This is a genomic window from Streptococcus sp. F2 (genome assembly GCF_056500955.1).
Window position 1 is genome coordinate 49,780 of the sequence record NZ_JBWKAI010000006.1, and the last position, 13,177, is coordinate 62,956.

General features: G+C 37.8%; 16 protein-coding genes. 8 read left to right on the plus strand and 8 right to left on the minus strand.

The genetic code is table 11. The annotated features are described in order from the left end of the window. Window positions 1–21 precede the first annotated feature (21 nt). Entirely contained in the window at window positions 22–945 is a 924-nt protein-coding gene (locus ACYTR8_RS03390) for a helix-turn-helix domain-containing protein (RefSeq protein ID WP_443597672.1), read from the minus strand. A 219-nt stretch (window positions 946–1,164) separates the two neighbouring features. On the opposite strand from ACYTR8_RS03390, the gene ACYTR8_RS03395 reads away from it, so the two are divergent. From ACYTR8_RS03395 to radC, 3 genes are all read left to right on the plus strand, one after another. Continuing rightward, window positions 1,165–1,779, plus strand: a complete 615-nt coding sequence (locus tag ACYTR8_RS03395; protein WP_111716257.1) for an SGNH/GDSL hydrolase family protein — start codon at window positions 1,165–1,167, stop codon at window positions 1,777–1,779. Between the two features lie 176 nt (window positions 1,780–1,955). Continuing rightward, a complete protein-coding gene (locus ACYTR8_RS03400) occupies window positions 1,956–3,083 on the plus strand; it encodes an AI-2E family transporter (RefSeq protein WP_269760087.1) in 1,128 nt (375 codons plus the stop codon). A 47-nt stretch (window positions 3,084–3,130) separates the two neighbouring features. Next, window positions 3,131–3,811: a RadC family protein gene (gene radC, locus ACYTR8_RS03405; protein WP_111716263.1), complete on the plus strand. Its 681-nt coding sequence runs from the start codon at window positions 3,131–3,133 to the stop codon at window positions 3,809–3,811. Here the strand turns inward: radC and ACYTR8_RS03410 are convergent. The 7 genes from ACYTR8_RS03410 to ACYTR8_RS03440 all read right to left on the minus strand — a co-directional run bounded on the left by ACYTR8_RS03410 (window position 3,762) and on the right by ACYTR8_RS03440 (window position 8,769). Then, a complete protein-coding gene (locus tag ACYTR8_RS03410; RefSeq protein WP_269760086.1) occupies window positions 3,762–4,508 on the minus strand; it encodes a gamma-glutamyl-gamma-aminobutyrate hydrolase family protein in 747 nt (248 codons plus the stop codon). The two genes, radC and ACYTR8_RS03410, sit on opposite strands and share 50 nt — an antisense overlap. Window positions 4,509–4,517: 9 nt before the next feature. Next, window positions 4,518–5,162, minus strand: a complete 645-nt coding sequence (locus tag ACYTR8_RS03415) for a redox-sensing transcriptional repressor Rex (RefSeq protein ID WP_003054034.1) — start codon at window positions 5,160–5,162, stop codon at window positions 4,518–4,520. Window positions 5,163–5,337: 175 nt separating this feature from the next. Then, window positions 5,338–5,550, minus strand: a complete 213-nt coding sequence (locus ACYTR8_RS03420) for a DUF4649 family protein (RefSeq protein WP_269760085.1) — start codon at window positions 5,548–5,550, stop codon at window positions 5,338–5,340. 67 nt (window positions 5,551–5,617) lie between these two features. Then, window positions 5,618–5,965, minus strand: coding sequence for a DUF1831 domain-containing protein (locus ACYTR8_RS03425; RefSeq protein WP_269760084.1), 348 nt, complete (start codon window positions 5,963–5,965; stop codon window positions 5,618–5,620). Further along, complete coding sequence (locus ACYTR8_RS03430; protein ID WP_269760083.1) at window positions 5,955–7,082, minus strand: cysteine desulfurase family protein; 1,128 nt, start codon at window positions 7,080–7,082, stop codon at window positions 5,955–5,957. Before ACYTR8_RS03430 ends, ACYTR8_RS03425 begins: the two co-directional genes overlap by 11 nt. Next, window positions 7,079–8,059: a ribose-phosphate diphosphokinase gene (locus ACYTR8_RS03435; protein ID WP_111716278.1), complete on the minus strand. Its 981-nt coding sequence runs from the start codon at window positions 8,057–8,059 to the stop codon at window positions 7,079–7,081. The genes ACYTR8_RS03430 and ACYTR8_RS03435 overlap by 4 nt, the downstream gene beginning before the upstream one ends. 128 nt (window positions 8,060–8,187) lie before the next feature. Next, the gene (locus tag ACYTR8_RS03440) at window positions 8,188–8,769 is read right to left on the minus strand and encodes a CYTH domain-containing protein (protein ID WP_479641672.1); all 582 of its coding nucleotides are present in this window, start codon (window positions 8,767–8,769) and stop codon (window positions 8,188–8,190) included. 93 nt (window positions 8,770–8,862) lie between these two features. Here ACYTR8_RS03440 and yjbM point away from each other — a divergent pair, with 93 nt between their 5' ends. The 5 genes from yjbM to ACYTR8_RS03465 all read left to right on the plus strand — a co-directional run bounded on the left by yjbM (window position 8,863) and on the right by ACYTR8_RS03465 (window position 13,126). After that, window positions 8,863–9,534, plus strand: a complete 672-nt coding sequence (gene yjbM, locus ACYTR8_RS03445) for a GTP diphosphokinase (protein ID WP_003054043.1) — start codon at window positions 8,863–8,865, stop codon at window positions 9,532–9,534. Continuing rightward, window positions 9,509–10,345, plus strand: a complete 837-nt coding sequence (locus ACYTR8_RS03450; RefSeq protein WP_003054026.1) for an NAD kinase — start codon at window positions 9,509–9,511, stop codon at window positions 10,343–10,345. Before yjbM ends, ACYTR8_RS03450 begins: the two co-directional genes overlap by 26 nt. After that, a complete protein-coding gene (locus tag ACYTR8_RS03455) occupies window positions 10,342–11,238 on the plus strand; it encodes an RluA family pseudouridine synthase (RefSeq protein ID WP_015016956.1) in 897 nt (298 codons plus the stop codon). The genes ACYTR8_RS03450 and ACYTR8_RS03455 overlap by 4 nt, the downstream gene beginning before the upstream one ends. Before the next feature lie 13 nt (window positions 11,239–11,251). Further along, window positions 11,252–12,247 carry a phosphate acetyltransferase gene (pta, locus tag ACYTR8_RS03460; protein ID WP_003054038.1) on the plus strand — a complete coding sequence of 332 codons (996 nt, stop codon included), beginning with the start codon at window positions 11,252–11,254 and terminating at the stop codon, window positions 12,245–12,247. Between the two features lie 123 nt (window positions 12,248–12,370). Beyond that, entirely contained in the window at window positions 12,371–13,126 is a 756-nt protein-coding gene (locus tag ACYTR8_RS03465; RefSeq protein WP_111716283.1) for an SDR family NAD(P)-dependent oxidoreductase, read from the plus strand. The last annotated feature ends 51 nt before the right edge of the window (window positions 13,127–13,177 follow it).

Here is a 13,177-nt window from a genome sequence, read left to right on the forward strand (position 1 = left end):
TCGGTTTTTTAATATAGTAGTTTAGTTATTGCTTATGTTTGAACTGATAAGAGAGCGACTTTCTTTGGTCTTAGTGTATTGCTTGCGGTAGTGACTTGGTGTCATGTCATAATATTGTTTAAATTGGCGATTAAAGTTAGAAAGATTGTTAAAGCCAATCCCATTAGCAATTTCAACAATAGGCTTGTTTGAATTGACCAACAATTCGCAAGCCTTGTTAAGTCTTACTTGAATAATAAATTCAGTACAGGAGTTACCGGTATGTTGCTTAAAAATAGCCATAAAATGAGTCTTACTGTAACCAATAAAGTCGGCTAAAAAATCGATAGTCAATGTCTGATGGTAGTTATTATTGATGTAAGCAACCAGTTCTCGAATTTTTTCATTTTTTCGATGGATATCATCAGTGTATTTTCGGATGACATAGCGGTGGTAATATAATAAGTATAAGAATTCGTGTAGTTTAGCCTTTAAGAGTAATTCAAAATGACGATCCTCTTCTTTGGATAAGCTGAAAATCAAAAACAAGCAGTCTTTTAAAGCATCATAACCCGGCATATCAGGTTTAATGCAAGGCAAAAATTTGTAAGTGCTGTCTTGTAGGGGCTGTAAATACCGATTAGTCACTTGATCACCAATGGAAGATCCAATCATATCCAAATGGAACTGAAAAGTTTCAAACATATGAGTTTCCCCGTTAATAGGATGAATGGAGTGCATGCCATTAGGTCTAACCAGAATAATATCACCTGTCTCACCATTAAAAAAGTCGTTATCAATATGATAGCGAGCAGTTCCTTCTTGAACATAGATGAGTTCTAATTCTGGATGCCAATGGAATAAAATATCAGGTCGCCCATCATTGATGACAGTCTGAAAATAACGATAAGGTAGCGGCTTTCTCTTAGCCTGTATATCTAAACGTGGTTGTAACTTATTAAACATGTTTTCTCTCTCCTGAAACAATAGTCAGTTAATAGTATTGTAACAAAAAAAATGGCTCATTTCTGAGGATATGCTTAAAAAGGTAAATTTTTTCTACAATAGTAAGTGATGATCTCCAGACGGTCAATGACTAACATGTTAGTCGTTTAATGTAGAGCGTTGGATACTGAATAGAGTCAATCTTTTTGTTATACTATAGGTAATAATAAGGAGTTTGACATGTTAGAAATTGTTTCAGAAGAATTACGACGCTATCAAGAAAAGAAGCTAGCAGATTACCATGATAAAAATAAGAGTACTGAAAAAGGGGGTATTGTTTTTGCCGGAGATTCACTGATTGAGTTTTTCCCCTTAAAAAAAGCCTTAGGAACAGACTTTCCTTTTATTAATCGAGGTATTGCAGGAATTGATAGCCAGTGGTTAGTGACACATTATGATGATCATATTACTGATTTAGAACCAGAAAAAGTCTTTTTATTAATTGGTTGTAATGACATTGGTCTAGGATTTGACAAGAATCATATTGTTTCAACTATTGTAGAATTGATTAACCAGATTCGAAGCCATTCCATCTATAGTAAGATTTACCTTCTGTCATTATTACCGGTGTCGCAGAATCCAGCATACCAGACGACGGTTAAAGTTAGAACCAATGCTGTTATTGATAGCATTAATCAAGAATTATCCATGATTCCTTCTGTAGAATTTATTGACGTCAATACTTGTCTTAAAGATGCACAAGGTGGACTAGCAGATAGCTATACCTTAGATGGTCTACACCTTAATTTTCAGGCTTATGCTATAATGGCACAAGTTATTAAGGATTATTTATAAAAGCATTAAGAGACCCGCAACTACTGGCCTATGATGACCTTTTTAGATGATGCTAGGAAGGTCAATATAGCCAATTATGCTTTGTCCAAGTAGTTCTCACTGCCCTTAATGTCGATGAGGAGATTCGGGTATCCCTGTTTTGCAATTTAGTGTATAATGGAAAAGAAGGAGTTACCATGAAATTTGAAAAAAAACATATCCTCTATCTTGTTGTGACATTTATTCTTTGTTATGCTATTTTAGCCAACTGGGAAAATGGAACTGATATTGTAAGAACTATTTATAAAACAAGTCTCCCCTTTCTCTATGGAGCAGCAGGAGCTTATATTGTTAATATTGTCATGAGTGCTTATGAAAAAGCATATGTCTACGCTTTTAAAGGAAGTCCCCTCGTTTTAAAAGTTAAGCGAGGCATCTGTATGTTGCTAGCTTATCTGACCTTTTTTATTTTAATCACTTGGATTATCTCAATTGTCATCCCAGATTTAATTGCTAGCATCAGCACCTTAACAAAATTTGATACACCATCTATTAAAGAAGTGGTTAATCAGTTAGAACATAATAAATTATTAGCACGTGTCATCAAATATATTGGTGGTGATGCCAAACTAACACAAACCATTACGAGTTATAGTCAACAATTATTAAAACAATTTATCGGTGTCCTAACGAATATCTTGACGTCAGTAACGGTTATCGCATCTGCAATTATCAACCTTTTCATCAGTTTTGTCTTTTCACTCTATGTCCTGGCCAACAAAGAGAGTCTTTGTCGTCAAGGAAATACCTTGGTGGATACTTATACTGGTAAATATGCTCAGCGTATTCATTATCTAGTTGATTTATTACACCATCGTTTTCATGGTTTCTTTGTCAGCCAGACCTTAGAAGCTATGATTTTAGGGACGCTCACAACGACGGGAATGTTTTTACTACAATTACCATTTGCCGGAACTATTGGGGTATTAGTGGCCTTCACTGCATTAATTCCAGTTGTCGGAGCTTCCATTGGTGCAGCAATTGGTTTTGTTTTAATCATGACCCAATCCATGTCGCAAGCGATTGTGTTTATTGTGTTTTTAATTATTTTACAACAAATTGAAGGAAATTTTATCTATCCAAGAGTGGTGGGAGGTTCCATTGGTCTGCCAGCAATGTGGGTGTTAATGGCCATTACTATTGGAGCTTCCCTAAGAGGAATTGTTGGGATGATTATCGCCGTCCCTTTAGCAGCAACTCTCTATCAAGTCATTAAGGATAACATCCAGAAAAAACAAGCCATTCAAAAAAAACAGGTTTCTTAATAAGAAACTTGTTTTTTTATCGAATAAATAGATAGGGAGGTAGTGAGATGTATTCGATCAAATGCGATGATATAAAGCTGATGCCAAGAGAACGGTTAATGCGCATGGGGGCCGAAGCCTTAAGCAACCAAGAATTATTAGCCATTTTATTAAGGACAGGAAATAAAGAAAAACACGTTTTGGAATTATCTTCTTACCTGTTGTCACATTTAGAAAGCTTAGCAGATTTTAAAAAGCTGTCCCTGCAAGAATTACAAACCTTAGCGGGAATCGGTAAAGTTAAAGCAATTGAAATCAAAGCAATGATTGAATTGGCTGCTAGGATTCAAGCAACTGAGCAAACAATGTCTGAGAGGATTCTTTCGAGTGTTCAGATTGCAGAGAAGATGATGGCTGTTTTAGGCGATAAAAAGCAGGAGCATTTAGTGGTTCTGTATTTAGATAGTCAAAATCGCGTGATTGAAGAGAAAACGATTTTTATAGGGACAGTCAGACGTTCGATCGCAGAACCTAGAGAAATTTTATATTACGCTTGTAAAAATATGGCAACAAGTCTTATTGTGGTTCACAATCACCCATCAGGAAGTATTGACCCGAGTCCTAATGATTACGCTTTTACTGAAAAAATAAAACGATCATGTGAAGACCTAGGCATCATTTGCCTGGATCACATCATCGTTAGTTATCAATCTTATTATAGTTTCCGAGAAAAATCATCTCTTTTCTAGCTTCAAAGTCATTGACAAATAAATCAAAGAGTTGTAAATCTTCCTTGCGAAAACCTTGAAGCAACTCAGGATGCCATTGAACACCCAAAAAAGGAATAGCCTCGTTAGTAGAAACAACAGCTTCAATCGTTCCATCACGAGGGTCTCTTGCAATAACTTTTAAATCATCAGCTACCTTTTTCAGACTTTGATGATGAAAAGAATTAATGACAGTTTTCTTACCATAGATAGGATATAAAATGGAATCTTCATCCACAATCATTTCATGCGATAGAAAATCAGAAGGAGCATCTTGCCAATGGGAAGGGATATTCTGGTTTAAACTGCCACCTAAGGCAACGTTCATTAACTGAGTCCCACGACAGACGCCTAAAATAGGTTTTTTCTGGGCTATAGCTTCTTTAATGATGGCTAGTTCAAAGTGATCTCGTTCGGGTGAGAAATCATCAACAAAGGCAGCTTTTTCTTCTTGATAATATTTAGGGTCTACATTTTGTCCCCCAATCAAGATTATTTTATCGACCATGGACACATACACCTTAGCAGCTGATTCATCACCAATTGGTAGTAGAAGCGGTAAGCCACCTGCATCAGTAACTGCCTGGACAAAACCAGTAGGCGCATATGACCACGGCAGATTATCTAGAGCGATATTTAATCTTTGGTTTGCACTTATTCCAATAATGGGTTTGGACATTGTACCTCCTTAGTCAAGATGGTTTTGATTCATAAAATAGAGAAGGGTTTGCAATTCGCTAGTTAAATCAACGGATTGGACAATCACACCTTTTGGAACCTGTAAATGGACAGGAGCGAAACTTAGAATCCCTTTAATACCAGCTTCAATGAGTTGTTCGGATACTTCTTGAGCATAGATACTTGGCACAGTTAAGATAGCCGTTTCAATATCAGTATTGTCAAGTCGGTCTTTGATGGTTGAAATCCCATAAATTGGAATACCATCAGTGGTCTTGGTCCCTACAAGAGGGTTATCATCAGTATCAAATCCCATTGCAATCTGCATTTTATTACGGTCATGGAAACGGTAGTGTAAGAGTGCGCGACCAATGTTACCACATCCAACTAAAATCACGTTAGTAGTAGAGTGATCGTTAAGTAAATCAGCAAAGAAATTCATTAATTTGGTGACATCATAACCAAAGCCACGACGTCCTAATTCTCCAAAATAAGAAAAATCTCGACGAACAGTTGCCGAATCAATGCCCATAGCATCTGCAATTTGTTTAGAGCTTGCTTTTTCAACCTGATCAGCATGAAAACGTTTGAAAATGCGGTAATAGAGTGATAAGCGTTTTGCGGTCGCTTTTGGAATAGATTTATCAATAACCACTGTTTAACTCCTTATAGAATTGTCATTACATTTATCTTTCTTTATTGTAACAGAAAGTTTGTGAAAAATGCAACGTTTTGTTCATTATTTTGTGAAAGATTTCCTTTCATAGAAACCGTAACTGGTTTATAAGAAGATAAAAAAAGCTAAGAAAAAACTTCTTAGCTTTGCTATTTTAGTGAAGGCCTTGTTGCTCAAGGAAAAAGTAGAGGTTACCAAACTGTCCCTTATAATCTAGTTGCTGGCCATCTACCATTACCTTGTTAACAGGGAAATAATCTGCAATAGCAATTTGACAAGCTAATTGCGCCTGTTTATAGTCATCATAACTAGCGTAGGAAATCTGCTTTTCCTGTTTGTTATTGTTTAAATAGCTAATGTCAATCATTGTCTGTTACCTCCCTTTTTGATAGCACCATTATAGTACGTTGGGAAGAGAAATACAATTGATTAGCTTAGACTTTTGTTTTACTAAAAATATCACGTTCGACAAGGCTATCCATAAGGAAATAAAACTTGTCTTGAAGAATTTTATTATCTTCAGATTTAAAAATATTAACTAACCTAAGACCAGATTGATCCGTAATAGCGAGTTTAAAACCATCGAGTTCTTTATTTATCGTAATTTTTAAAGGAAAACCTTCTCCTGAATTAGGAACTTTTTCTAACAAGCGGGTTAACTGATAATGCCCCACCTTGGTTTGTGTAAAAGTAGTGTCTCTTAAAGTGTATTTTTTGACAGTTGGACTGATTTGGTAACGATAGTTACAGTCTTCTAAAGTAATTTCTTTTTCAAATGCCATCTGATTCTCCTAGAATTTTTCGTAAGGCTTGAGCCAATTGAGTGACTTCTTCGAAAGTATTTTGATCTGACAGGCTGATGCGAATGGATTCTGTTAGGCGATGAGACTCTTTGCCATAGTAAGCTGCAAGTACATGACTTGGCTCAACGGTTCCAGCTGTACAAGCAGATCCTGTCGACACTGCAAAACCAGCTAAGTCAAGTTGGGTTAGTAGGACTCCATTTTGATAGCCAGGAAAGCCAATGTTAATCACCTGTGGAAGAGAGCTTGAGCCTTGATTAAGGTAATAAGAGAGTCCCTCTAGTTGTTCCAACAAGTGATCTCGTAAAGAAGTGATATGATTGGTTGCTGACAGACAGTTAGTTAAAGCATCTTTTAGAGCTTGTGCCATCCCCACAATGCCTGGTAAGTTTTCAGTGCTAGCTCTGCGTTTATGTTCTTGTTCTCCCCCATGAAGCAGGGAGTCCATAATCATTCCTCTACTATAAAGGAATCCAATCCCCTTAGGACCGTGAAATTTATGAGCAGACGCTGATAAGAAATCAATCCCCAACTGCTCAGGAAAAATATCAAATTTTCCGATAGCTTGTACAGCATCTACGTGAAAAACCGCTTGATGGTCTCTAAGGAGGTTTCCAATCTCTTGAATAGGTAAGACATCACCTGTTTCATTATTAGCATACATCATACTTACTAAAATCGTATCATCTCGGAGCGCCTTTTTAACGTCAGCCAAATCAATTGTTCCATTTTGGCAAGGCAAATAAGTCACCTCGAATCCAAATCGGTCTTCAAGATAGGCCATAGTGTGAAGAACAGAATGGTGCTCAATAGCAGTTGTGATGAGGTGCTTACCCTTATTTTGATTAGCCAAGGCGTAGCCTTTAATAGCTGTATTGTTGCTTTCTGTCCCCCCAGAAGTGAAAGTAATGTGGCGAGCATTAACGTCTAAGAGATTGGCGATTGTTTGGCGAGATTCTCTGAGAGTTTTGCTTGCTTGGCGTCCGTAAGAGTGAATACTAGAAGGATTGCCAAAAACATCTGTCATCGTCTCTGTCATTACTGTGATGACAGAGGGACTAAGTGGGGTAGTAGCAGCGTTGTCAAAATAAATCATGCGTCATGTTTACCTTTGGGTTTATAGGAGAAAAGAGGACTCAATGGTTTTCTTTCGTGAATTCGGATGATTGCTTCTGCAATCAAGTCGCTAGCACTAAGGTAAGTGACATTTTCTGGGACACGGTTTTTGGTCTTAACAGAATCTGTAACGATAATTTCTTTAATCGGAGCAGTTTCCAAAACATCAGCAGCACCACCCGCAAACAATCCGTGACTAGCAACGGCGTAAATGTCAGTTGCACCTGCTCGTTCAAGGATCTTAGCAGCTTCTGCAAAAGTTTTTCCAGTGTTAAGAATATCATCAATCAAAATAGCTTTTTTACCAGAAACATCACCGATAACATAGCCCTCTTCACGCTCTGAGTCATCCTGTGCGTAGTCAATAATAGCAATTGGAGAATCCAGATACTCTGCTAAGCTTCTAGCACGTTTAATGCCAGAATTTTTTGGGCTCACTACAACAGTATCGGCACCTGCCAAGCCAAGTTGGCTGTAATGCTCTGCAAACAATGGCACTGTGAAAAGATTATCCACTGGAATATCAAAGAAGCCCTGTACTTGAACGGCATGCAAGTCAAGTGTGACAACGCGGTCAATACCAGCTTTGGTTAGCATGTTAGCAACTAATTTAGCTGTGATAGGTTCACGAGATTTAGCTACGCGATCTTGGCGTGAGTATCCAAAATAAGGTAAAACAATATTGACAGTGTTGGCGCTAGCACGTTTACAAGCATCAATCATGATGAGTAATTCCCAAAGGTTATCATTGACAGGAAAACTAGTGGATTGAATGATGTAAAGATCATCGCCACGAACTGTTTCTTCAATGTTAATCATAATTTCCCCATCAGAGAATTGGCGGGAAGAAATTTTCCCAAGAGGAATTCCAGATGCTTTCGAAATTTTCTCGGCAATCGGGAGATTTGATGTGAGTGAGAACAGTTTGATTTGCTTGTCAGCATATCGTTCAGTCATGATAAATTTAGCTCCTTCATTTCAACAAGTAGAATAAACAGGAAGAAATTCCAAGTTTTATTCAAAGTGATTCATTAACATTACTATTTTAACAAAAAAACAGAAAAATTTCAGTCTTTCTGTTGCTTTTATCTGCTATTTCTAGGATTCTTCAAGGTTTTGCTAAAACGCGCAACTTTGCTTTTAGCATACTTAAAGGCAATCTGATGTTGGGTTAAAAAAAGATCAAAATCGATTTTTCCTTTGATTGGATCAGTAACTTCTAACTCTAATTCATAGTCTTTAGTATTGGCATACTGATTGTAATCCAAAGCCATTTTCCCAATTGGGGTATCGCTTTCTCTCCGAATAGTTGTCAAATGTCCAAACGTTTTAAGAGCCTCTAAATCAATCCCAATAGAAGTGATTATGTCAAGAGCTGGCGACTCTGGCAAGTGCCCATGCTTAATCATGTCTTTTGCTTGCTCAAGAGTAAGGGGGAGATTGTATTCACGGTTACCAACTTTTTCAGGAACTTTCAAGGTTAGTTCGGCACTATTTGTAAAGGTACGAATGCGCAGTGACATCTTATTAGCTTTTAAATCAAACCCCTCGGTGTCGATGTAATAATTAGTCTGTGTCACTGGAGCTACATGACTCATTTGAGAAAGGAGACGATTGTATTCATCTTTGGTTAATAAGGTTTTGTATTCAATTTCTAGGTTGGTCATGGGAAATTCCTTTTAAACTTAATTTGTGCTATAATAAATTGTTATTTCAATTTTATATTAATATCCTAGCTTTGACAAGAAAGGAGAAAACAGGTGGCTTTAGATTGGGAAGAATTCTTAGACCCTTACATTCAAACCGTTGGTGAATTAAAAATTAAATTGCGTGGTATTCGCAAGCAATTTCGTAAGCAAAATCGTTATTCCCCTATTGAGTTTGTAACAGGACGGGTGAAATCAGTTGAAAGCATCAAAGAAAAAATGGTCCTGCGTGGGGTTCTTGAAGAAAATATAGCGCAAGACATCCAAGATATTGCCGGTCTCCGTATTATGGTGCAATTTGTAGATGATGTTGAAGAGGTTTTAGCTTTGCTACGTCAGCGGCAAGACATGACAATTGTCTATGAACGAGATTACATTCGCAATATGAAATCCAGTGGCTACAGGTCTTACCATGTGGTTGTTGAGTATCCTGTTGATACCATTGAAGGTCAAAAAAAGGTTCTAGCTGAAATTCAAATCCGTACTTTAGCGATGAATTTTTGGGCAACGATTGAACATTCGTTGAACTATAAATATGGCGGAGATTTCCCAGAAGAAATCAAAAAACGACTTGAAGTGACCGCAAAAATTGCCTTAGAATTAGACGAAGAAATGCGTAAAATTCGAGAAGATATTCGGGAGGCTCAATTATTGTTTGACCCCGTGACACGAAATTTAAGTGATGGTGTAGGAAATAGTGATGACACAGATGAATTATACAGATAAGGTGAAGCGAGTTGCCATTATTGCGAATGGCAAATATCAAAGCAAACGCGTTGCCTCTAAACTTTTCGCCGTATTTAAAGATGATCCTGATTTTTACTTATCAAAGAAAAATCCAGACATCGTGATTTCTATTGGCGGGGATGGGATGCTCTTATCTGCCTTTCACATGTATGAAAAAGAATTAGATAAGGTACGTTTTGTAGGAATCCATACAGGTCACCTGGGATTTTATACCGATTATCGTGATTTTGAAGTTGATAAATTAATTGATAATTTAAGAAAAGACAAAGGAGAGCAAATCTCCTATCCCATCCTGACAGTGGTTATTAGTTTGGATGATGGCCGTGTTATTAAAGCGCGTGCCTTAAATGAGGCTACAGTCAAGCGCATCGAAAAGACAATGGTAGCAGATGTTATCATCAACCATGTGAAATTTGAAAGCTTCAGAGGTGATGGCATTTCTGTATCAACGCCTACTGGAAGTACAGCATATAATAAATCCTTAGGAGGAGCTGTCTTACATCCGACGATTGAAGCTCTCCAATTAACGGAAATTTCTAGCCTTAATAATCGTGTCTTTAGAACCTTGGGCTCATCAGTCATTATTCCAAAAAAAGATAAGATTGAGTTGGTGCCGAAACGCTTAGGTATTTATACCATTTCCATTGATAATAAAACCTATCAGCTCAAAAATGTCACTAAAGTGGAGTATTTTATCGACGATGAGAAAATTCATTTTGTTTCATCTCCAAGTCATACGAGCTTTTGGGAAAGGGTCAAGGATGCCTTTATTGGAGAGATTGACTCATGAGATTTGAATTTGTAGCAGACAAACGAACAAAAGTAAAAACTCTGTTAAAAAGTCATGATGTCTCCAAAGGACTATTGGCGAAAATCAAATATAAGGGTGGTAATATATTAGTAAATGGTATCGAACAGAATGCCATTTATTTATTAGATATTGGGGATGTGGTAACTATTGACATTCCAAAAGAAGAGCCTTTTGAAAAGCTGGAAGCGATTCCTTTTGACTTGGACATTGTCTATGAAGATGATCATTTTCTAGTCATTAATAAACCCGTTGGCTTTGCCAGTATTCCGAGTGCCATTCATTCCAATACTATTGCCAACTTTATCAAGGCATATTATGTGAAAAAGAATTATCCCGACCAACAAGTGCATATCGTGACTCGTTTAGATAGAGATACGAGTGGATTGATGTTATTTGCTAAGCATGGCTATGCTCATGCAAGATTAGATAAGCAGCTCCAAACTCGTGCCATTGAGAAACGTTATTTTGCCCTCGTTTCTGGTCAAGGTGCTCTACCCGACGAAGGGGATATTGTGGCACCAATTGGGCGATCTAAAGATAGTATCATTACACGAGCGGTGGATCCCATGGGGAAATATGCTAAGACCAGCTACAAGGTGGTCGCTCGCTATCCAGAAAATGTGCACTTGGTAGATATTAAATTGCATACGGGACGTACCCACCAGATTAGGGTTCATTTTGCCCACCTTGGTTTTCCTCTGTTAGGGGATGATCTCTATGGGGGTCGCTTGGACCTAGGAATAACAAGGCAGGCCTTACATTGCCATTACTTGAATTTTAAAGATCCGTTTACAGAAAATGAGTGTAGACATGCAATAAACTTGACAGATGACTTTGAGAGCGTTATCATAGATTTACAGAAAAAAAGATAGAGGTTAATAAATAATGAGTATTCGTAGTTTATTCGGTGGTTTAAGAGAAAAGATTCTTGGAAAAAACATGAAAATTGTTTTTCCAGAGGGAAATGATGAACGTGTGGTTCGTGCAGCTGCTCGTTTGAAATTTGAAGGACTTTTAGAACCGATTATCCTTGGACAGTCAGAAGAGGTTCGCAGCCTTTTAACAAAATTAGGTTTTGCTGATCAAGACTATACTATCATTAATCCAAATGACTATGCTGACTTTGAAAAGATGAAAGAAGCTTTTGTTGAGGTCCGTAAAGGAAAAGCAACGCTTGAAGATGCCGATAAAATGCTTCGTGATGTTAATTACTTTGGTGTTATGTTGGTTAAAATGGGATTAGCAGATGGAATGGTATCAGGGGCTATTCATTCAACAGCTGACACTGTTCGTCCAGCTCTTCAAATCATCAAAACAAAACCAGGTATCTCAAGGACTTCAGGTGTCTTCTTGATGAACCGCGAAAATACGAGCGAGCGTTACGTGTTTGCTGATTGTGCTATCAATATTGACCCAACAGCACAAGAATTGGCAGAAATCGCTGTTAATACAGCTGAAACAGCTAAAATCTTTGATATTGATCCTAAAATTGCTATGTTAAGCTTCTCAACAAAAGGTTCTGGTAAGGCGCCTCAAGTTGATAAGGTAAGAGAAGCAACAGAAATTGCTAAAGGGTTGAACCCTGATTTGGCACTTGATGGCGAGTTGCAATTTGATGCAGCCTTTGTTCCTGAAACAGCAGCTATCAAAGCACCAGATTCAGCGGTTGCTGGTCAAGCTAATACTTTCGTTTTCCCTGACTTGCAGTCTGGAAATATTGGTTACAAAATTGCACAACGTTTAGGAATGTTTGATGCTATTGGACCAATCTTACAAGGATTGAACAAACCTGTTAATGATTTATCTCGTGGCTCAAGCGCTGAAGATATTTACAAATTAGCTATTATTACAGCAGCACAAGCTATTGAAAGCCAAGGGTAAAAGACCCCTTGATATAGGATTCTAACTGCTAAGTGATGTGTTAGAAGTTGTCCTAAGACTAATTGACATTATTAAAAACGAGTTGGCCAGACCATCTCGTTTTTTTTGAAGGTGAGGAAAAGTATGGGAAATATTGCCTTAGTAACAGGGGCTTCAGCCGGTTTTGGCAGAGCCATTGTCGAACAATTAATTGCAGATGGGATAAAGGTTATTGGTGCCGCTCGTCGTCTTGAGAAACTCAAGGCCTTAGAAACGAGCTTTGGGTCAGACAACTTTTACCCTTTGCAGATGGATGTCACAGATATCAAAGCGATTGATGATGCTTTGGCAAGTCTACCAAATCAGTGGCAAGATATTACTATTTTAGTTAATAATGCAGGCTTGGCATTGGGACTTGATAAGGCTTATGAAGCCGATTTTGAGAATTGGATGACGATGATTAATACCAATATTGTTGGGTTGATTTATCTCACACGTCAATTATTACCAAATATGGTCTCCAAAGATGATGGTATTATTATTAATTTAGGGTCAACCGCAGGGACAATTCCCTATCCGGGAGCTAATATTTATGGGGCTAGCAAGGCTTTTGTTAAGCAGTTCTCACTCAATTTACGAGCTGATTTAGCAGGTAGCCATATACGTGTGACCAATATTGAACCCGGTCTATGTGAAGGGACAGAATTTTCAAAGGTCCGCTTTAATGGTGATGAGGAACGGGTGAAGGCCATTTATCAAGGAGCACATGCCATTCAACCTCAAGATATTGCGTCAACCGTATCATGGGTGATTCATCAGCCCCCTCATGTTAATGTTAATCGTATTGAGCTGATGCCAGTGTCGCAAAGTTATGGACCGCAACCAGTTACTCGTGACTAGCAAGGGATGAGTCCATAAGAATAATAATCTTTAGAAAAATGGTTTACTGGG